Below are 21,298 nucleotides of genomic sequence, written 5' to 3'. Positions count from 1 at the left end.
CAAAGAAACCCAATTGGCGCCCTCCGGAAGCTGAAATTCTGTAAGGTTCCTGGCCATCTACGGACAACCCGTCATCCCGATGCGCTCAATGAAGGGCAAACCCACCCCTGGCTTACCCAGACTGTTTGATCGGCCCAAATACCGACAGCACAACATCATTGAGCGCATGTTTGGCTGGCTGAAAGAGAACCGCCGCATCGTGACACGCTTCGACAAGCTCGCGAAAAGCTATGCAGTAATGGTCTCACTGGCTTGTTCCATGCGGTGTTTGCGACATCTCTTTTCGTACAGAGCCTAAGCAATAACTCAGCATCGTGCACAGGTCGGCATTTGACATGCTTTGGCCAATGCCGATGGCTTGATCCGAGGTTTAATTGCGAGTGCGCCAATCCGCTATCTGTTGCGCAGAGGCGTGGAACTCGACGCTAGGTGCAGGCGATTCCACATCGGGATGTTGCTGGCGTAGCGTCTCAAGAACCTGCGCATGGCTCTGACGGAACTGCGCGAGCTTCTCAGAACCCTCTGGGCTGCAGCGCTCCGCTACCTTCTTCATCCGTTGGTACAGGTCAGGCTGATGCGTCGCGACGAGATTGCTGGGGACATAGGGGGTGTTGGCTGCGGCAGCCTCGGCAATAGGGAAGGTTTCCGCAAAAGTGTGGTACCCGCCAAAGTTCATGAAAGCGGCAATACCCAAGCCGGCAGGCAGTGCCAGTGCCGCATTGCCGTAAATGGATTCCGGGTTCAGCGTATTGAGCGCCAGCAGAATGTCGCAGGTACCTCCTGATTGTGCCCCCGCAGAGGGTAGCCCTTGAAGATTACTGTCCATCGCGAACGTGCCAAAGACCTGCCAGCGATTAATGCCGGTGCCATGTAGCATCGCGTATTGGTCCAACATGTCGGTCAGGCCTAATTGTGTATAGGCTTCAGGCACATTTTCCATATCTGTCTCCGACATTGTGAAGGGACGGGTCAGGTCGGCAGTCGGCGCCCCTTCACGAGCTATGGCATTAATATTCTGATTGCGCTCGCCTAGCACTGCACGCAAGGCAGCTTGCTCGACGCCATCAGGATCGGCGGTATTTTGCACTACCAGACCAAAACCCAAGCCCAATTTGGCCGCATCCTCATATACCCCATTCACCGGGCGTCGCACTCCGCCTATTTCCACCATCGGCATCCGTTCGCTGCGGGCTCGACTAAGCGGGCTGTCGAAGGCTGGTGTACGGGTCTTGCTTGAAAACTCCTTAAACCGATCGGCGAAGTCGTTTGCCTGGGCATCAAAGCCTGCTTCCCGCAGCAGGGCCGCGCACGCCGCGCTATTGGCTGCCTTATGCTGCGCATGAAGTTCAGGCTGCTTAAGGTGTTCTACTGGGTTCATCAACTGCCAGACGGTAGTGCCAAAAGCGCTCAGGGAGCGGATCTTCGTCAGAAACTCGACATGACTCTGTTTGCCGGTTCCATCGAGCAGGCCCTGTAGTGGCGTGCTCAAAGTGTCCAGCAGCCATGGCTGCAGCGCTTGGTCGGAGCTCATCATTCGGCCGATCTGATCGGACTGCGCCGACAAGGGCGCGATAGAGGCCTGCAATACGTCGCGCAGAAGCTGCTTCCGTCCCTGGTAATAGACGAGCGTTCCTCCAGCTTGGCTCTGCTCGCTAAAACCATGCCGCAACAAGGTGGCGAGCATCAGGGCTTGCTGGTCGAACACATCGCTACCTTGCCCGGATGGCCCAGCAAAGACATGCTGGCGCCCGCCTCAAAGAACTTGCTGTTGCTAATCGCTTGCTTTTGCGCATCTGATAAGGTCACGGCTTGCGGGCTGCTCTTGGCCACGCTTTCCGGTTTGCCTTGGGAGTCCATGCCAAAGATGGCATTCAAAGATGCGCCGGATCTGCAAATAAACATGAGAATTTTTCTTATCGGAAGTGAGCTTCACATCCTGTCTTGAAGGGGGCGGTCGCGCTTGCAAAATGCGCCCATCCTATTTTGTGACACTTCAAGGGGGAGTAAGGTCTTGACCCGAAGTCACGATGTGTACGAACCAGGGAGAAGAGGTTGGCACAGCGGTTGGATTGGATATGTCACAGGGGGCGATCGATACCGTGCTGTTGAACCCGAGTCGGGAACAACGCGTCGGGAAAACAGCGGCGTAGTTAGCCGGCGGCGCCATGCCCGAACACGTGGGCGGAATCTCGTTGTGATTGAGGCAGCGTTCCTTCTGTCCTGATGTTTTGCCCTGTGTAGACGAGAGTGCCCTCGAGCACTTCGACGGCAGTGTGGTAACCCAGCCCAACTAAAAGGCACTGGCACCTGCCGCACGAGCATAGCGCTGCGCTTTGGTTCGCCAATTAGGTTTCACGTGAAAACCTGAGACTCTGAGGTTGGCGGCCCGCTTTCCGTCGAGTGGTGATCAGGCCCACAACCCGAACAGAACCAACGCTGCTACACCAAGCCCGAGCGCAACCGAGCAGCCGCCCAGTGACAGCGCGGCCCGGCCTTGCCGGTACCAGCCATCATGGCCAAGCTGCCGTGCCGGTGCCAACAGGCTGCGCCAGTGCAGTTCCGTGTCATGAAACGCTTGAAGATTCGCCATGTCCGCATCCAGCCAACGGCGAAAGTCGATCCGCTCGCACGCCGTTACCTGAGGGCTTTGCAAGCGCACATACCATTGCCCGGCAACACTCGCCAGCACATCCCGGCGCGAGCGACCGGCCTGCAGTGCCTGGTCCATGTGCCGCTCGATGCTCGCCAATGGCAGGTCCAGGCGGGCGGCGATGCTGGCGAAGTCCAGTTGGTCGAGGCGGTTGAGCAGGAATACTTGTTGCACACGCCGTGGCAGGCGTTTCAGGGCGTACAGCAGGGCGTCGTCGGCATGATGTTCGGCAGCAGGGTTTGGGTGCTCAAGGGGCAGCAGCAGACGGGTCATGGACAGCTCCTTGCTCTATGGAGGGGGAGGGATGGGGGCATCTTCCGTGATGCGTGATCAGCGTAGGCGAAACGAGATTGATTCTCAAGTGCTGATTCCGCAAAGTTTTGTAATGAGCGTTCACGCCCTGAAACACCTTTGCTATCATGCGCGCCATCACGATCTTCATTAGCCTGAAGAGCCAAAAAAAAAGACCCAGCAAAAAGCTGGGTCAAAAACCGTGATTAGCCTGATGAGGAGATAATCTGAGAGCGACCTAAGCTCCAGGTTATCCAGCAGATCTCGCGATCAGCTGAGTGCAATAATAATCGTTATCATTTGCCAGTCAAATGAATTTTCGCTAATCCGGTAAAAAAGTTTTACCGGTGCGCTTCCTTGTCCCGGCAATCGGGGCCTTCGCCGTTACCCGGCCATCACGTTCTCTCCCTTCTTTCTTGTTTACAAACCCGATTCCACGGTGCGTTTGTGCTCGAGCAGTGCGCGTGCCATGTCCATCATGTGCATCAGGGCAAAGGTCAGTTCGCGCTGGCTGCCGTGCTGGTGGGTGGCGGTTTCCTGTGCGGTGGCGGCGGCGCAGCGCAGCAGGGCGATGGCGTGTTCCTGAGCCTGGTCGCCGGTTACTCCCTCGTGCAGGGTCCAGATCCTGTTGTCCAGGGTGGGGCGCGGCGGGTTGGGGTTGAGGTAGTAGTCGAGGGCGCGGCGGGCGGCTTCGCTGTCGAGATCTGTTTCGTCGTTTTTCGGTGGTTTCATCGCGATACCTTCTGATTTCCCTTCAAACACACAGGAATCAGAGGATAGGTCAGTCTGTACTATCTATCTCAAAATAAATAATTCAGATTGTGTATTGCTGCGAGTAATACAGTCCGTATTGTTGCCGCTCATGGAAAACTGGAACGCATTTCTCAAGCGCTACAAGCGCGAACACAATCTCAGCCAACTGAAGCTGGCCGAGCGCCTGGGCATGACTCAGGGGGGCGTGGGGCATTGGCTGCGTGGCACGCGGCGGCCGACGCTGGAAACCATCAACGAAAAGCTCGAAAAACTTGGGCTGGTGTTTCTGGAAGCCCAAGTCATGGTGGTGGAGCGCGATATCGTGCGCGAATCGCCTGGTCACTATGCGGCCGAGCAGCCGGTTTCGGCAGAAGCACTGCTTTACGCGAGCTTTCGCTTCCCGGTGCTGAGTTGGGCTGACTTGCAGGGGGCCTTGCCAGAAACAAGCAAGGCCCACGAACAGACTGACTACATGCCCGCTGGCAATGCGTTCTGGCTGGTGGTGGAAAACGACTCGATGAATGCCGCCAGTGGCAGGAGCATACCTGAGGGTATGCGTGTGCTGGTGGATACTGGCCTGCCGGCAGAGCCAGGCCGGTTGGTGATTGCGCGGCAGCCCGGGCGGCCGGCAGTGTTGCGGCAGTTGGTCGAGGAGGGCGGAGACAGGATGCTCAAACCGCTGAATACCCGCTATCCGACAGTCCTGTGTGAAGACGGCTGCGAATTTCTGGGTGTGGTCGTGCGGGGGCATGGGGTCTTCTAGCTTGCCGGGGCTGCTGTGCAGCCCTGTCGCGACACAAGGCCGCTCCTACAGCGGCCGCAGCGGGTTCGATCGATAGGCGCGCCTTTGCAGGAGGCTGATGGCAGCGATGAATATGGATAGATGGATTGCCCTGGTCCGTGACCGGATGGAGGAGCTAGGGCTCACTCAAGAGCAGCTTGCCGAACGCGTTGGTGTGTCTCAAGGCAGCGTGGGGCATTGGGTGAACAAGCGGCGGCAGCCGAAGATCGAGTCGATGAACCGCACCCTCATCGAAATTGGCATGCCGCACTATATCGTCAGCTTGCAGCTGCGCATTCAGGGGCAGGTTGACGGGGAGCGGAGCGTTTACGAGGTCGATGACTCCGATGACGACCTGGACCTCATGCAATACATCGTGTGCTTCCGCTACCCGGTGCTGGGCTGGGATGAGCTAGGTATCGCAGATGGGGCGGAGCCAGGTGTGTTCGAGCAGACGGATTACCTGGCCCAAGGCAAGGCGTTCTGGCTGACTGTCGAGAATGATGCGATGAGTGCCGCCAGTGGCCGCAGTGTGCCGCAGGGCATGCGGATGTTGGTGGACCCTGGGGTAGATGCCGAGCCAGGGCGTCTGGTTATCGCTCGTCAGCCGGGCAAACCGGCGATTTTCCGTGAGTTGGCGGAGGAAGGTGGGCAACGTTATCTGAAGGCACTCAACAGCAACTACCCGGCGCTGTTGTGTGAGGAAGGCTGCGAGTTTCTGGGTGTGGTCGTGCGAGTGAATGGGGTCTTTTGATCGGGGTGGCGGGTGCAAGGCATGGGTGTTGCGGCGCCCTGTCGATCGAGCGCCGCCCGCGCGGCGCTTCGCGGGACAAGCCCGCTCCCACATTTGTTGCAACGTGCCGAACCTGACAGGCCATGGTTGTCAGCCTTGGTGGCATGGCTGTAGTTCTTGTTGGCACTACTGCAGCTCCACTTGTCTCAAGCCTTGCACCAAGGCTGGCAACGCCTTTCCCACAAGCATGGCCACGTTGCAACAAATGTGGGAGCGGGCTTGTCCCGCGAAGCGCCGCGCGGGCGGCGCTCGATCTCACAGGCGCAAAAAGAACCAAGCCAAGCGCCCCAAACTCACTCCGCCAGTTCGACCAGCACCGTCCCTTCGCTGACCATATCCCCTTCCTGGCAGAACAACGCCTTCACCGTGCCGCCATGCGGCGCGCGAATGCTGTGCTCCATCTTCATGGCCTCCAGCACTACCAGCGCCGTACCTGCTTCCACCACCTGCCCAGGCTCCACCAGCACCCGCACGATGCTGCCGTTCATGGGCGCGCCCAGGCCGCCCTGGTGGCTGTGGCTGGCCTCGGCCTCGGCAATCGGGTCGAAGGCTTCGATGGCATGCATCTCGCCATCCCACTGCAAGTAGAGCGTGCCACCGCGGCGGATCGCCAGATGCTGGCGACGCACACCCGCCTGGTCATGCACCAACTGCTCGCCCACCAGTTGCCAGGTAGACGCTGCGCTGCGCTCCAAGGCAACTGCCTGGTCCTGCCCGCCACTCGCCAGGTGCAGGCTGCTGCGCGCCGGCAGGCCCAGGCGCAGGCCGTTGCGCTCGGCCCACGGCGAACTGCGGTCGTCGTCCCGCTGGTGTGCGGCCTGGCCCTGCAACCAGGCCTCGGCCGCGGCTTTCCAGAAGCCTGCCGGCAGCGCTTGAGGCGCAGGCAGCAAAACCTCCTGGTGACGCGGAATGAAGCCAGTATCCAGTTCCGCAGCAGCAAACGCCGGGTGGGCGAGAATGCGCCGCAGGAAGGCGATGTTGGTCTTCAACCCGCCAATGGCAAACTCGTCGAGCATGGCCAGCAAGCGCAGGCGCGCCTGTTCGCGGTCTTCGCCCCAGGCGATCAGCTTGCCCAGCATCGGGTCGTAGAACGGCGACACCACGTCACCTTCGCTGACCCCGCTGTCCACCCGTCGCCCTTCGCCGGCCGCCGACTCGCGGTACAGCGCCAGCTTGCCGGTCGCGGGCAGGAATTCGTTGGCCGGGTCCTCGGCATACAGGCGCACTTCGATGGCATGGCCGATCAGCGGCACCTGTTCCTGGGTGATCGGCAGGGCCTCGCCGCAGGCCACGCGAATCTGCCAGGCCACCAGGTCGAGCCCGGTAATGGCCTCGGTGACCGGGTGCTCCACCTGCAGGCGGGTGTTCATCTCCATGAAGAAGAACTCGCCACGGGCATCGAGCAGGAACTCCACGGTGCCGGCACCCACGTAGCCGATGGCCTGGGCCGCGCGTACCGCCGCCTCACCCATGGCCCGGCGCAATTCGGCCGACAGGCCTGGCGCAGGGGCTTCTTCCACCACCTTCTGGTGGCGGCGCTGTATCGAGCAGTCACGCTCGTTGAGGTACAGGCAGTTGCCGTGCTGGTCGGCGAATACCTGGATTTCCACATGGCGCGGCTTGAGCACGTACTTTTCCACCAGCATGCGCGCATCGCCGAACGACGACTGCGCCTCACGCTGGGCCGAGGCCAGGGCGTCGGCCAGCTGGCTTTCTTCCTCGACCACTTTCATGCCCTTGCCACCGCCGCCGGCGCTGGCCTTGAGCAGCACCGGGTAGCCGATGCGTTCGGCGGCGGCGCGGAAGGTGTCCAGGTCCTGGGCTTCGCCGTGGTAGCCCGGCACCAGTGGCACGCCAGCGGCTTCCATCAGTGCCTTGGCCGCCGACTTGCTGCCCATGGCGTCGATGGCGCTGGCCGGTGGGCCGAGGAAGATCAGCCCGGCCTCTTCGATGGCACGGGCGAAGCCTGCGTTCTCGGACAGGAAGCCATAGCCCGGGTGGATGGCCTGGGCGCCGCTGGCCTTGGCTGCGGCCAGCAGCTTGTCGACCAGCAGGTAGCTTTCGGCAGCCTTGGTGCCGCCGAGGTCGACGCGGATATCGGCTTCGCGGCTGTGCCGGGCATCACGGTCGGTGGCGCTGTGCACGGCCACGGTGGTCAGGCCCATGGCCTTGGCGGTGCGCATCACCCGGCAGGCGATTTCGCCGCGGTTGGCGACCAGCAGGGTGGTCAAAGCGGGGCGGCTCATGGGCGCGGCTCCTTCTTGTCGTCGGTTTGCCAGGCGGGGCGGCGTTTTTCCAGGAAGGCGCGCAGGCCCTCCTGGCCTTCGGCGCTGACGCGGATGCGGGCGATGGTGTTTTCGCAGTAGCGGCGCAGGGCCGGGCTGAGCTCACCGTCGTCCACTTCACGCAGCAGGTCCTTGGTGGCGCGCAGCGCTTGCGGGCTGTTCTGCAGCAGGTTGCTCACCCAGGTTTCGACCTGGGCGTCCAGTTCGCTGGCCGGGTAGACCTCGGCCAGCAGGCCCAGCTCGCGGGCCCGCACGCCGCTGAAACGCTCGGCGGTGAGGGCATAGCGGCGTGCGGCACGCTCGCCGATGGCCTTGACCACGAACGGGCTGATCACTGCCGGGGCCAGGCCGATGCGTACTTCCGACAGGCAAAGCTGGGCGTCTTCGGCGCCGATGGCCATGTCGCAGCAGCTGATCAGGCCCAGCGCGCCGCCAAAGGCCGCGCCTTGCACCACGGCCAGGGTCGGCGCCTTGAGGCGGTGCAGGGCGTACATCAGCTCGCCCAGCTCGCGGGCATCATCCAGGTTGGTGTTGAAGTCCAGCTGCGCCGACTGCTGCATCCAGGCCAGGTCGGCGCCGGCGCTGAAGTGCCGGCCGCGGCCGCGCAGCAGCACGAAGCGCAGGCTGGTGTCCTCGGCCAACTGGTCGAGGGCGACGATCAGCTCGCGGATCATCAAGGCGTTGAAGGCGTTGTTCTTGTCCTCGCGGCTCAGCCACAGGGTGGCGAAGCCGCGCGGGTCGCGGATCACTTCGAGGGTGCTGAAATCGCTCATGGGTCACATCCGGAAAATGCCGAAGCGGCTCTGTTCGATCGGTGCGTTCAGCGCGGCGGACAACGCCAGGCCGAGCACGTCGCGGGTCTGTGCCGGGTCGATGACACCGTCGTCCCACAGGCGGGCGCTGGAGTAGTAGGGGTGGCCCTGGTGCTCGTACTGGTCAAGGATCGGCTGCTTGAGCCGGGCTTCGTCTTCGGCGCTGAACGGGTGGCCACTGCGCTCGCTCTGTTCGCGCTTGACCTGGGCCAGCACGCCGGCGGCCTGTTCGGCCCCCATCACGCCAATCCGCGCGTTGGGCCACATCCACAGGAAGCGCGGGTCGTAGGCACGGCCGCACATGCCGTAGTTGCCGGCGCCAAAGCTGCCGCCGATGATCACCGTGAACTTCGGCACCTGGGCGCAGGCCACGGCAGTGACCAGCTTGGCGCCGTGCTTGGCGATGCCGCCTTCTTCGTACTTCTTGCCGACCATGAAGCCGGTGATGTTCTGCAGGAACAGCAGCGGGATGCCGCGCTGGCAGGCCAGTTCGATGAAGTGCGCGCCTTTTTGCGCGGCCTCGGCGAACAGGATGCCGTTGTTGGCGAGGATCGCCACCGGGTAGCCGTGCAGGTGGGCGAAGCCGCACACCAGGGTGGTACCGAACAGCGCCTTGAACTCGTCGAACACCGAGCCGTCGACCAGGCGCGCGATCACCTCGCGCACGTCGAACGGTTGCTTGGCATCGGCCGGCACCACGCCATACAGCTCCTCGGCGGCATACAGCGGTGCCACCGGGGCCAGGCGCTGCAGCTTGCCCAGCTTGTGCCAGTTGAGGTTGGCCACGCTGCGTCGGGCCAGGGCCAGGGCGTGTTCGTCGTTGTCGGCATAGTGATCGGCCACGCCGCTGGTGCGGCAGTGCACATCGGCGCCGCCGAGGTCTTCGGCGCTCACCACCTCACCGGTGGCGGCCTTTACCAGTGGGGGGCCGGCGAGGAAGATGGTCGCTTGCTGGCGCACCATGATCGCTTCGTCGGCCATCGCGGGCACGTATGCACCGCCGGCGGTGCACGAGCCCATCACCACGGCAATCTGCGGAATGCCCAGTGCGCTCATGTTGGCCTGGTTGAAGAAGATCCGCCCGAAGTGCTCGCGGTCGGGGAACACTTCGTCCTGGCGTGGCAGGTTGGCGCCGCCGGAGTCCACCAGGTAGATGCACGGCAGGCGGTTCTGCAGGGCGATGGTCTGCGCACGCAGGTGTTTCTTCACCGTCAGCGGGTAGTAGGAACCGCCTTTGACCGTGGCGTCGTTGGCCACGATCATGCATTCCACGCCTTCGACGCGGCCGATGCCGGCGATCACGCCCGCAGCGGGTACGTCTTCGCCATATACCTCATGGGCAGCCAGTTGGCCGATTTCGAGGAACGGCGAGCCTGGGTCCAGCAGGCGGTCGATACGCTCGCGCGGCAGCAGCTTGCCACGCGAAGTGTGCCGCTCCTGAGCCTTGGGCCCACCGCCCTGGGCCACTTGGGCGAGCAGGCCGCGCAGGGCCTGGACCTGTTCGAGCATGGCCGCGCTGTTGCCGGCGAACTCCGCCGAACGCGGGTTGATCTGGGTGTGCAAGGTAGCCATGTGCGCCCGTCCCTTGTGCTCAGCGGGTTTCGTTGAACAGTTCGCGGCCGATCAGCATCCGGCGGATTTCGCTGGTGCCGGCACCGATCTCGTACAGCTTGGCGTCGCGCAGCAGGCGGCCTGCCGGGAATTCGTTGATATAGCCATTGCCGCCGAGAATCTGGATCGCCTCCAGGGCCATTTGCGTGGCGCGCTCGGCGGTGTACAGGATCACCCCGGCGGCGTCCTTGCGGGTGGTCTCGCCACGGTCGCAGGCCTGGGCCACGGCATACAGGTAGGCGCGGCTGGCGTTGAGCTGGGTGTACATGTCGGCGATCTTGCCCTGGATCAGCTGGAACTCGCCGATGCTCTGGCCGAACTGCTTGCGGTCGTGAATGTAGGGAACCACCAGGTCCATGCAGCTTTGCATGATGCCGGTCGGGCCGCCGGACAGCACCACGCGCTCGTAGTCCAGGCCGCTCATCAGCACGCGCACGCCACCATTGAGCTGGCCAAGGATGTTTTCTTCCGGTACTTCGACGCCGTCGAAGAACAGCTCGCAGGTGTTGGAGCCACGCATGCCCAGCTTGTCGAACTTGTTGCTGCGGCTGAAGCCTTTCCAGTCACGCTCGACGATGAACGCGGTGATGCCGTGCGCGCCCTTGTCCAGGTCGGTCTTGGCGTAGATCACGTAGGTGTTGGCGTCCGGGCCGTTGGTGATCCAGGTCTTGCTGCCGTTGAGCACGTAGTGGTCGCCGCGCTTTTCCGCGCGCAGCTTCATCGACACCACGTCGGAACCGGCGTTGGGCTCGCTCATGGCCAGGGCGCCGATGTGCTCGCCGCTGATCAGCTTGGGCAGGTACTTGAGCTTCTGCTCGTGGCTGCCGTTGCGGTTGATCTGGTTGACGCAGAGATTGGAGTGGGCACCGTAGGACAGGGCCACCGAGGCCGAGCCACGGCTGATTTCTTCCATCGACACCACGTGGGCCAGGTAGCCCAGGCCGGCACCGCCGTATTCTTCCGGCACGGTGATGCCCAGCAGGCCCATGTCGCCGAACTTGCGCCACATGTCGGCCGGGAACAGGTTGTCGTGGTCGATTTGCGCGGCGCGCGGGGCCAGTTCGGCGGCGACGAAGGTGCGCACCTGGTCGCGGAGCATGTCGATGGTTTCGCCCAGGGCGAAGTTCAGGGTGGGGTAATGCATGCTGGGAGCACCTTCTTGTTCTTGAAATATGGGAAACACCCTGGCTCAAGGATCTGGCGCCGGACCCTGTGGGAGCGGGCTTGCCCGCGAATGCGTCAGCAGGACCACCGTCATTGCCTGAGTGATCGCATTCGCGGGCACGCCCGCTCCCACAGGGTTCGGCGTCATGCCTGAGGGATGGTGTCGTTCATCACCTTTACGTTAACGTAAACCTGCATACGCTCACTGTCAATCGACTCATCACCTTTACGTAAACGTAAATCTGCGCCAGAGTATTCCCGCTTGCTTCAGTCGTGCCCAGAACAACCACAAGAAGGGACACCCATGAGTCAACCAAGCTATACCCGCGGTCGCCAGGACCAAGCCTTGCTGACCCAGACCATCGGCCAGGCCTTCGACGCCACCGTGGCCCGTTGTGCCGACGGCGAGGCCCTGGTGTCGCGCCATCAGGGCCTGCGCTACAGCTGGCGGCAGTTGGCCGAGCAGGTCGAGGTGCATGCTCGTGCCCTGATGGCCCTGGGCGTGAACACCGGCGATCGGGTCGGCATCTGGTCGCCCAACTGCGCCCAGTGGTGCATCCTGCAGTTGGCCAGTGCCAAGGTCGGCGCGATTCTGGTCAACATCAACCCGGCCTACCGCGTGGGCGAGCTGGAATACGTGCTGCGCCAGTCCGGTTGCCGCTGGCTGGTGTGTGCCGATGCCTTCAAGACGTCCGACTACCACGCCATGGTCCAGGAACTGGCGCCGGAGCTGGCCAGCGCCACCCCGGGTGAAATCGCCAGTGAACACCTGCCCGACCTGCGCGGTGTGGTCAGCCTGGCCGCCAACCCGCCGGCAGGCTTCCTGCCTTGGCAAGCGCTGGCCGAGCTGGCAGGGCAGACCTCCGTCGAGGCTTACGCGAAGCGCCAGCAAAGCCTGCAGTTCGACCAGCCGGTGAACATCCAGTACACCTCCGGCACCACTGGCGCACCGAAGGGCGCCACGCTCAGCCACTACAACATCCTCAACAACGGCTTCATGGTCGGCGAAAGCCTGGGCCTGACCGCACGCGACCGCATGGTGATCCCGGTGCCGCTGTACCACTGCTTTGGCATGGTCATGGCCAACCTCGGCTGCATCACCCACGGCAGCACCATGATCTACCCCAACGACGCCTTCGACGCCGAGCTCACCCTGCGCGCCGTGGCCGAAGAGCGCGCGAGCATTCTCTATGGCGTGCCAACCATGTTCATCGCCATGCTCGACCACCCCGCGCGCGCGCAAATGGACCTGTCGACCCTGCGCAGCGGCATCATGGCCGGCGCCACTTGCCCGATCGAGGTGATGCGCCGGGTCATCGACCAGATGCACATGGCCGAAGTGCAGATTGCCTACGGCATGACCGAAACCAGCCCGGTGTCGCTGCAGACCGGCCCGGACGACGACCTGGAGCTGCGCGTGACCACCGTCGGCCGCACCCAGCCGCAGCTGGAGAACAAGCTCGTTGATACCGACGGCTGCATCGTCCCGCGCGGCGAGATCGGCGAGCTGTGCACCCGCGGCTACAGCGTGATGCTCGGCTACTGGGACAACCCCCAGGCCACGGCAGATGCCATCGACCCGGCCGGCTGGATGCATTCGGGCGACCTGGCGGTGATGGACGAGCACGGCTACGTGCGCATTGTCGGGCGCAACAAGGACATGATCATTCGCGGCGGCGAGAACATCTACCCGCGTGAACTGGAAGAGTTCTTCTACACCCACCCGGCCGTGGCTGATGCGCAGGTGATCGGTATCCCGTGCAGCCGTTATGGCGAGGAGATCGTCGCCTGGATCAAGCTGCACCCGGGGCACAGTGCCACGGTCGAGGAACTGCAGGGCTGGTGCAAGGCGCGCATTGCACACTTCAAGGTGCCGCGGCATATCCGCTTTGTCGACGAGTACCCGATGACGGTGACCGGCAAGGTGCAGAAGTTCCGCATGCGGGAGATCAGTGTGGCGGAGATCTCGGTGGTTACTGCTGGTTGATGCATTGGCTGTTCCGGCCCTTTCGCGGGCACGCCCGCTCCCACAGGTACTTCAGTGCCCTCGGGCTCTGTGGAATACCTGTGGGAGCGGGCGTGCCCGCGAAGAGGCCGGCCCTGCCAGCACAAGATCCTGGTCTACCCTTAAGCCTTCACCGGTGGTTCCTGGCTCGGCGGGTCGCCCACCGTCGGCGGCACGGTCGGCTTGATCGGCAGCTCGTCCGGGTCTTCCTCCGGCACGGGCGGCGGCAGGCTCGGGTCGTCGATGTTGGGATCGGGAGTCTCCGGTGGAATGGGAATGTTCATGGCCTGACCTCGCTTGGGTAATTGAAGAGGTGCTGCAGGCTTCGACCCCTGGCAGCTGCCGTTCGCTCAATTTTTTTGAACCCCACGCCTGTGCCCGGCTCTGAACCCTTACCGCCACCAGCCTGAGGGAGCAAGGTCCGATGTCACGAAACGAGCCCTTCGAAAGCGTGCCCATGGCCAACGATCACCCGGACCAGGCCATCAGCCTGTCCCAGGCGCTGCTGGCGCCGCGCATCGTGATCGAAGACACCCAACCCGTGCTCGAAGCCGGCACCTTCGCCGCCAAGGCCATCAGCGGCCAACCGGTGGCGGTCAGCAGCAAGGTCTACAGCGACGGCCACGACCGCCTGGCCGTGATGCTCAACTGGCGCCAGGCCCACAGCCGGCGCTGGCATTGCGTGCCCATGCACTCGCCGGGCAACGACCTGTGGCTGGCCGAGTTCACCCCCACCGAACTGGGCCCGCACCTGTTCAGCATCGAGGCCTGGATCGACCCGTTCGCCACCTATTGCCACGACCTGGAGAAGAAGTACCACGCCGGTGTCGAGGTTCGGCTGGAGCTGGAGGAAGGCCGATTGATGCTGGGCAAGGGCATCGAGCTGTGCAACGGTGCCCTGCGCGAGGAGCTCCAGGCCTTGCAGCAGCGCCTGCCCACGCTGAATGCCGACGACCAGGTGGCGCTGTTTCTCGACCCCGCCACCGCCCGCCTGATGAGCGACGCCGAGCACCGCAGCTACCTGGCCCGCAGCCGCGAATTCCCCGTCAATGTCGACCGCCCGGCCGCGCAGTTCGCCAGTTGGTACGAGCTGTTCCCGCGCTCGATCACCGACAGCCCCGAGCGCCACGGCACCTTCAATGATGTGCACGAGCGCCTGCCGATGATCCGCGACATGGGCTTCGACGTGCTGTACTTCCCGCCCATCCATCCCATCGGCATGCAGCACCGCAAGGGCCGCAACAACGCCCTCACGGCGGAGCCCGGCGACCCGGGCAGCCCGTATGCCATCGGCAGCGCAGAAGGCGGCCACGAGGCGATTCACCCGCAGCTGGGCAGCCGCGAGGACTTCCGCCGCCTGGTGGCCGCGGCGGCCGAGCATGGCCTGGAAATCGCCCTCGACTTCGCCATCCAGTGCTCCCAGGACCACCCCTGGCTCAAGGAGCACCCCGGCTGGTTCAGCTGGCGACCGGACGGCACCATCCGCTATGCCGAGAACCCACCGAAGAAGTACCAGGACATCGTCAATGTCGATTTCTATGCACCCGAGGCCGTGCCGTCGTTGTGGCTGGCCCTGCGCGACGTTGTGGTCGGTTGGGTCGAGGAGGGGGTGAAGACCTTCCGCGTCGACAACCCGCACACCAAGCCACTGCCGTTCTGGCAATGGCTGATCGCCAATGTGCGCAGCCGGCACCCCGAGGTCATCTTCCTCGCCGAAGCCTTCACCAAGCCGGCGATGATGGCCCGCCTGGGCAAGGTCGGATACGCGCAGAGCTATACCTACTTCACCTGGCGCAACCACAAACAGGAACTGCGCGAGTACTTCGAGCAGCTCAACCAGCCGCCATGGAGCCAGTGCTACCGGCCCAACTTCTTCGTCAATACCCCCGACATCAACCCGTACTTCCTGCACACCTCCGGCCGTGCCGGCTTCCTCATCCGCGCGGCGCTGGCCACCATGGGTTCGGGGCTGTGGGGCATGTACTCGGGCTTCGAACTGTGCGAAGGCACACCGCTGCCGGGCAAGGAGGAGTACCTGGATTCGGAGAAGTACGAAATCCGCCCACGCGATTTCAGCCAACCCGGCAACATCATTGCCGAGATCGCCCAGCTCAACCGTGTCCGCCGGCAGAACCGCGCCTTGCAGACCCACCTGGGCGTGGCGTTCTTCAACTGCTGGAACGACAACATCCTGTACTTCGCCAAGCGCACGCCCGAGCGCGACAACTACATCCTGGTGGCAATCAGCCTCGACCCGCACAACGCCCAGGAGGCGCATTTCGAGCTGCCGCTGTGGGAGCTGGGGCTGGATGACAACGCCGAAACCCTGGGTGAAGACCTGATGAATGGGCATCGCTGGTCGTGGTACGGCAAGACCCAATGGATGCGCATCGAACCCTGGCATCTGCCGTTCGGTATCTGGCGCATCGAAAAGGCCCGTTAGCCAGGTACACGCCATCCCCTGTGGGAGCGGGTTTACCCGCGAAGCAGGCGCCGCGGAGCATGGCACCGGCTTCGCCGGTGTTCGCGGGTAAACCCGCTCCCACAGGGATCGTGTCAAGTCAGTTGCTTGTGCATCAGGGCCAGAGCAACCAGGAATTGAAAGGAGTCGCACATGGCCAAGCGTTCCCGCCCGGCAGCCTTCATCGACGACCCGCTGTGGTACAAGGACGCCGTCATCTACCAGCTGCACATCAAGTCGTTCTTCGATTCGAACAACGACGGCATCGGCGATTTCGCCGGCCTGATCAGCAAGCTCGACTACATTGCCGAGCTGGGCGTCAACACCCTGTGGCTGCTGCCGTTCTATCCCTCGCCACGCCGCGACGACGGCTACGACATCGCCGAATACAAGGCCGTGCACCCCGACTACGGCAACCTGGCCGATGCCCGCCGCTTTATCGCCGAGGCGCACAAACGCGGCCTGCGGGTGATCACCGAGCTGGTCATCAACCACACCAGCGACCAGCATCCCTGGTTCCAGCGCGCCCGCCATGCCAAGCGCGGCAGCAAGGCACGGGATTTCTACGTGTGGTCGGATGACGACCAGAAGTACGACGGCACGCGCATCATCTTCCTCGACACCGAGAAGTCCAACTGGACCTGGGACCCGGTCGCCGGCCAGTACTTCTGGCACCGCTTCTACTCGCACCAGCCCGACCTCAACTTCGACAACCCGCAAGTGCTCAAGGCAGTGATCGGGGTGATGCGCTTCTGGCTGGACCTGGGTGTCGATGGCCTGCGCCTGGACGCCATCCCCTACCTGATCGAGCGCGATGGCACCAACAACGAGAACCTTGCCGAAACCCACGACGTGCTCAAGGCGATCCGCGCCGAAATCGACGCCAACTACCCCGACCGCATGCTGCTGGCCGAGGCCAACCAATGGCCCGAGGACACCCGCCCGTACTTTGGCGAAGGCGAGGGCGACGAATGCCACATGGCCTTCCACTTCCCGTTGATGCCGCGCATGTACATGGCCCTGGCCATGGAAGACCGCTTCCCGATCACCGACATCCTGCGCCAGACCCCGGAAATCCCCGCCAACTGCCAATGGGCGATCTTCCTGCGCAACCACGATGAGCTGACCCTGGAAATGGTCACCGACCGCGAGCGCGACTACCTGTGGAACTACTACGCCGAAGACCGCCGCGCCCGCATCAACCTGGGCATCCGCCGCCGCCTGGCGCCGTTGCTGCAGCGTGACCGGCGGCGCATCGAATTGCTCACCAGCCTGCTGCTGTCGATGCCCGGCACGCCCACCCTGTACTACGGCGACGAACTGGGCATGGGCGACAACATCTACCTGGGCGACCGCGATGGTGTGCGCACGCCCATGCAATGGTCGCCGGACCGCAACGGTGGTTTCTCCCGCGCCGACCCGCAGCGCCTGGTGCTGCCGCCGATCATGGACCCGCTGTACGGCTACCAGACCGTCAACGTCGAAGCCCAGGCCAACGACCCGCACTCGCTGCTGAACTGGACCCGGCGCATGCTGGCGGTGCGCAAGCAGCAAAAGGCCTTCGGCCGCGGCAGCCTGCGTACCCTCACGCCGAACAACCGGCGCATCCTCGCCTACTTGCGCGAGTACACCGACGCTGATGGCAATACCGAAGTCATCCTGTGCGTGGCCAACGTTTCCCGCGCCGCCCAGGCGGCTGAACTGGAATTGTCACAATACGCCGACAAAGTACCGGTGGAGATGCTCGGCGGCAGCGCTTTCCCGCCAATCGGGCAACTGCCGTTCCTGCTGACCTTGCCACCCTACGCCTTCTACTGGTTCCTGCTGGCCAGCCACGATCGCATGCCCAGCTGGCACATCCAGGCCACCGAGGGGTTACCCGAATTGACCACACTGGTATTGCGCAAACGCCTGGAGGAACTGCTGGAGGCCCCCTCCAGCGATACCCTGCAAAGCGCCATCCTGCCGCAGTACCTGCCCAAGCGGCGCTGGTTCGCCGGCAAGGAAGGGCCGATTGACCAGGTGCGCCTGTGCTACGGCGTGCGTTTCGGCACGTCGACCACACCGGTGCTGCTTAGTGAAATCGAAGTGCTCAGCGACGGTGTGGCCAACCGCTACCAACTGCCGTTCGGCCTGCTGCCCGAAGAGCAGATCAACAGCGCGCTGCCACAACAGCTGGCCCTGTCACGGGTGCGCCGTGCCCATCAGGTTGGGCTGATCACCGATGCCTTCGTCCTCGAGCCATTCATCCGCGCGGTGTTGCGTGCCTGTGAGGGCGGTATGCATCTGCCTTGTGGCAACGGCGAGGGCGAGCTGCGCTTCGAAAGCACGCAGCAGTTGGCGAGCCTGGCGTTGAACGATGAAAGCAGCGTGCGCTACCTCAGCGCCGAGCAGTCCAACAGCTCGGTGGTGATCGGCGACCAGGTGGTGCTCAAGCTGATTCGCCGGGTCAACCCGGGTGTGCACCCCGAGCTGGAAATGAGTGCCTACCTGACCGCCGCAGGCTTTGCCAACATTTCGCCGCTGCTGGCCTGGGTCAGCCGGGTGGATGAGCAGGGTGCGCCACACCTGCTGATGATCGCCCAGGGCTACCTGAGCAACCAGGGCGACGCTTGGGCCTGGACCCAGAACACGCTGGAGCGGGCCATCCGCGACCAGATGGAGCCTTCCAGCCTCGACGCCGATGCGCATACCGATGCACTGGCCGAACTCACCGGCTTTGCCGCCTTGCTCGGCCAGCGCCTGGGCGAGATGCACCTGCTGCTGGCTGCACCGACCAATGACGAGGCCTTCCAGCCGCGCCCGAGCGATGCCGACGACAGCGAACGCTGGAGTGTGCAGATCAGCGCCGAACTCACCCATGCCCTCGACCTGCTGGCCCAGCACCGCGACAGCCTCGACAGCGAAAGCCAGGCGCTGGTCGACGACTTGCAGCAACAGCGCGACGGTCTGGCCCAGCACATCGCCAACCTGACCCGCCAGGCCCAGGGCGGCCTGCTGATGCGCGTGCACGGCGACCTGCACCTGGGCCAGGTGCTGGTGGTGCAGGGCGACGCCTACCTCATCGATTTCGAAGGTGAACCGGCCCGGCCGCTGCAAGAGCGTCGGGCAAAACACAGCCCGTACAAAGATGTCAGCGGCGTGCTGCGATCCTTCGACTATGCTGCTGCCATGATCTTGCGCAGCGCGTCTGCGGTCGACCTTTCCGACCCGGCGCGCCAAGCCCGGCAACGGGTTGCCAGGCAGTACCTGCACCAATCGCGGCATGCCTTTGTCGAAGCCTATGGCCTGGCCACCGCGGCCATGCCTCACGCCTGGCAACAGGCCGAGGGCGAGCGCGCCGCACTGGAGCTGTTCTGCCTGGAAAAAGCTGCCTACGAAATCACATACGAAGCCGAGAACCGTCCGAGCTGGCTGGCCGTGCCTTTGCATGGCCTGCATGGACTGATCAGTACCTGGGGAGAGTCATAGATGAATGCAACCACGCGTGAAAACGGCGGCCTTCGGCAACGGGACCTCGACGCCCTGGCCCGCGCCGAGCACGCCGATCCATTTGCGGTACTCGGCCCCCATGGCGACGGCGCGGGTGGGCAGGTGGTCCGCGCTTTCCTGCCCACTGCCCTGAATGTGCGCATCCTTGCCCGGCATGACGGGCGCATCCTCGCCGAAATGGAGCAGGGCAGCCTACCGGGGCTGTTCACCGCGCACCTCGATGAGGCACACCCGTACCTGCTGCAGATCGGCTGGGCCGGTGGCGAGCAGGTCACCGAAGACCCCTACAGCTTTGGCCCGCAACTGGGCGACATGGACCTGTACCTGTTTGCCGAAGGCAACCACCGCGACCTGTCCGGGCGCTTCGGCGCCCAGCCTATCCAGGTCGATGGTGTCGACGGCGTGTGTTTCTCGGTGTGGGCGCCGAATGCGCGGCGGGTGTCGGTGGTGGGTGACTTCAACAACTGGGATGGCCGCCGCCACCCCATGCGCCTGCGCCACAGCGCCGGGGTGTGGGAGCTGTTCGTGCCGCGCCTGGGCGTGGGCGAAACCTACAAGTTCGAGGTGCTGGGCAAGGACGGCATACTGCCCCTGAAGGCCGACCCGCTGGCGCGTGCGACCGAACTGCCGCCAAGCACCGCCTCCAAGGTAGCGGGGGCGCTCAGCCACGACTGGCAAGACCACGACTGGATGGCGCAACGCGCGCAGCGCCATGCCTACAGCGCGCCGCTGTCGATCTACGAGCTGCACCCGGGGTCGTGGCGCTGCGAGCTGGACGAGGCGGGCGAGGTGGGGCGCTATTACAACTGGCGCGAGTTGGCCGAGCGCCTGGTGCCGTACGTTCAGGAGCTGGGCTTCACCCATATCGAACTGCTGCCGATCATGGAGCACCCGTTCGGTGGTTCCTGGGGCTACCAGCCGCTGTCGCTGTTCGCGCCCACCTCGCGCTACGGCAGCGCCGAGGACTTCGCCGCCTTCATCGACGCCTGCCACCAGGGCGGCATTGGCGTGCTGCTCGACTGGGTGCCAGCGCATTTCCCCACCGATGAACACGGCCTGGCGCGTTTCGACGGCACCGCCCTGTACGAATACGACAACCCCCTGGAGGGCTACCACCAGGACTGGAACACGCTGATCTACAACCTTGGCCGCAACGAAGTGCGCGGCTTCATGATGGCCTCGGCGCTGCACTGGCTGAAGCACTTTCACATCGATGGCCTGCGTGTCGATGCAGTGGCCTCGATGTTGTACCGCGACTATTCGCGCAAGGCCGGCGAATGGGTGCCCAACCGCCACGGCGGGCGCGAGAACCTGGAGGCCATCGACTTCATCCGCCACCTCAACGGCGTGGCGGCCCATGAGGCCCCGGGCGCGCTGATCATCGCCGAGGAGTCCACCGCCTGGCCCGGCGTCAGCCAGCCGACCCAGCAGGGCGGCCTGGGCTTTGCCTACAAGTGGAACATGGGCTGGATGCACGACACCTTGCATTACATCCAGAACGACCCGGTGCACCGCACCTATCACCACAACGAGATGAGCTTCGGGCTGATCTATGCCTATTCCGAGCACTTCATCCTGCCCATCTCCCACGACGAAGTGGTGCACGGCAAGCATTCGCTGATCGACAAGATGCCCGGCGACCGTTGGCAGAAGTTCGCCAACCTGCGTGCCTACCTCACCTTCATGTGGGCGCATCCGGGCAAGAAGCTGCTGTTCATGGGCTGCGAATTCGGCCAGTGGCGCGAGTGGGACCACGATGGCGAGCTGGACTGGTACCTGCTGCAGTACCCTGAGCACCAGGGCGTACAGCGCCTGGTCGGCGACCTCAACCGCCTGTACCGCGAGGTGCCGGCGTTGCATGAGCAGGATTGCCAGCCGCAGGGGTTCCAGTGGCTGATTGGTGACGATGCGCAGAACAGCGTGTATGCCTGGCTGCGCTGGAGCAGCAGTGGCGAGCCGGTGCTGGTGGTGGCCAACTTCACCCCGGTGCCGCGCGAGGGGTATCGCATTGGCGTGCCGTTCGGCGAACGCTGGCAGGAGCTGTTGAACAGTGACGCAGAGCTGTATGCCGGGTCCAATGTCGGCAACCTGGGGGTGGTGGAGAGTGACCAGATAGCCAGCCATGGGCAGCCGCAGTCGCTGGCCCTGAACCTGCCGCCGCTTGGGGTTCTGATAATGAAACCAGCCTGATGTGTTGCTT

At 63.8% G+C, this 21,298-nt stretch carries 15 protein-coding genes and 1 pseudogene; 7 read left to right on the top strand and 9 right to left on the bottom strand.

Annotated features, from left to right (window positions below):
• Positions 1–64: 64 nt before the first annotated feature.
• Positions 65–298: pseudogene (locus C163_RS26635) on the top strand (IS5/IS1182 family transposase); the annotation flags it as partial.
• Positions 299–370: 72 nt separating this feature from the next.
• Here the strand turns inward: C163_RS26635 and C163_RS16735 are convergent.
• The 4 genes from C163_RS16735 to C163_RS16725 form a co-directional block, all read right to left on the bottom strand.
• Positions 371–1,705, bottom strand: coding sequence for a hypothetical protein (locus C163_RS16735; RefSeq protein WP_218187083.1), 1,335 nt, complete (start codon positions 1,703–1,705; stop codon positions 371–373).
• Positions 1,684–1,875: a hypothetical protein gene (locus tag C163_RS27410; RefSeq protein WP_218187082.1), complete on the bottom strand. Its 192-nt coding sequence runs from the start codon at positions 1,873–1,875 to the stop codon at positions 1,684–1,686. Before C163_RS27410 ends, C163_RS16735 begins: the two co-directional genes overlap by 22 nt.
• A gap of 532 nt (positions 1,876–2,407) precedes the next feature.
• Positions 2,408–2,923: a DUF4880 domain-containing protein gene (locus C163_RS16730; RefSeq protein ID WP_025339828.1), complete on the bottom strand. Its 516-nt coding sequence runs from the start codon at positions 2,921–2,923 to the stop codon at positions 2,408–2,410.
• 438 nt (positions 2,924–3,361) lie between these two features.
• Entirely contained in the window at positions 3,362–3,673 is a 312-nt protein-coding gene (locus tag C163_RS16725) for a DUF6124 family protein (protein WP_025339827.1), read from the bottom strand.
• Positions 3,674–3,803: 130 nt separating this feature from the next.
• On the opposite strand from C163_RS16725, the gene C163_RS16720 reads away from it, so the two are divergent.
• Complete coding sequence (locus C163_RS16720; RefSeq protein WP_025339826.1) at positions 3,804–4,457, top strand: LexA family transcriptional regulator; 654 nt, start codon at positions 3,804–3,806, stop codon at positions 4,455–4,457.
• Positions 4,458–4,563: 106 nt separating this feature from the next.
• The gene (locus tag C163_RS16715; protein ID WP_025339825.1) at positions 4,564–5,229 is read left to right on the top strand and encodes a LexA family transcriptional regulator; all 666 of its coding nucleotides are present in this window, start codon (positions 4,564–4,566) and stop codon (positions 5,227–5,229) included.
• Positions 5,230–5,561: 332 nt separating this feature from the next.
• On the opposite strand, the gene C163_RS16710 is transcribed toward C163_RS16715, so the two are convergent.
• The 4 genes from C163_RS16710 to C163_RS16695 are packed head-to-tail and all read right to left on the bottom strand — an operon-like array spanning position 5,562 to position 11,120.
• Positions 5,562–7,514 (bottom strand): acetyl/propionyl/methylcrotonyl-CoA carboxylase subunit alpha, encoded by a 1,953-nt coding sequence (locus tag C163_RS16710; RefSeq protein ID WP_025339824.1) that lies wholly within the window; start codon positions 7,512–7,514, stop codon positions 5,562–5,564.
• Positions 7,511–8,326 (bottom strand): gamma-carboxygeranoyl-CoA hydratase, encoded by an 816-nt coding sequence (locus C163_RS16705; RefSeq protein WP_025339823.1) that lies wholly within the window; start codon positions 8,324–8,326, stop codon positions 7,511–7,513. Before C163_RS16705 ends, C163_RS16710 begins: the two co-directional genes overlap by 4 nt.
• 3 nt (positions 8,327–8,329) lie before the next feature.
• Positions 8,330–9,937: a carboxyl transferase domain-containing protein gene (locus C163_RS16700; protein ID WP_025339822.1), complete on the bottom strand. Its 1,608-nt coding sequence runs from the start codon at positions 9,935–9,937 to the stop codon at positions 8,330–8,332.
• 19 nt (positions 9,938–9,956) lie between these two features.
• Positions 9,957–11,120, bottom strand: a complete 1,164-nt coding sequence (locus tag C163_RS16695) for an isovaleryl-CoA dehydrogenase (RefSeq protein ID WP_025339821.1) — start codon at positions 11,118–11,120, stop codon at positions 9,957–9,959.
• Between the two features lie 324 nt (positions 11,121–11,444).
• On the opposite strand from C163_RS16695, the gene C163_RS16690 reads away from it, so the two are divergent.
• Positions 11,445–13,127, top strand: coding sequence for an AMP-binding protein (locus tag C163_RS16690; protein ID WP_025339820.1), 1,683 nt, complete (start codon positions 11,445–11,447; stop codon positions 13,125–13,127).
• Positions 13,128–13,267: 140 nt separating this feature from the next.
• On the opposite strand, the gene C163_RS27355 is transcribed toward C163_RS16690, so the two are convergent.
• Positions 13,268–13,429, bottom strand: coding sequence for a hypothetical protein (locus C163_RS27355; protein ID WP_003251307.1), 162 nt, complete (start codon positions 13,427–13,429; stop codon positions 13,268–13,270).
• A gap of 140 nt (positions 13,430–13,569) precedes the next feature.
• On the opposite strand from C163_RS27355, the gene C163_RS16685 reads away from it, so the two are divergent.
• From C163_RS16685 to glgB, 3 genes are all read left to right on the top strand, one after another.
• On the top strand, positions 13,570–15,588 hold the full coding sequence (locus C163_RS16685; RefSeq protein ID WP_025339819.1) for an alpha-1,4-glucan--maltose-1-phosphate maltosyltransferase: 2,019 nt from the start codon (positions 13,570–13,572) through the stop codon (positions 15,586–15,588).
• Positions 15,589–15,759: 171 nt separating this feature from the next.
• A complete protein-coding gene (gene treS / locus C163_RS16680; RefSeq protein ID WP_025339818.1) occupies positions 15,760–19,077 on the top strand; it encodes a maltose alpha-D-glucosyltransferase in 3,318 nt (1,105 codons plus the stop codon).
• A complete protein-coding gene (glgB, locus tag C163_RS16675; protein WP_025339817.1) occupies positions 19,078–21,288 on the top strand; it encodes a 1,4-alpha-glucan branching protein GlgB in 2,211 nt (736 codons plus the stop codon). It begins immediately after the preceding gene.
• Positions 21,289–21,298 lie beyond the last annotated feature (10 nt).

It is taken from the genome of Pseudomonas sp. FGI182 (assembly GCF_000511325.1).
Classification (GTDB): Bacteria; Pseudomonadota; Gammaproteobacteria; order Pseudomonadales; family Pseudomonadaceae; genus Aquipseudomonas; species Aquipseudomonas putida_Z.
The sequence above is the reverse complement of the archived record's forward strand: the minus strand, read 5'-3'. Positions and strand labels throughout refer to the sequence as shown.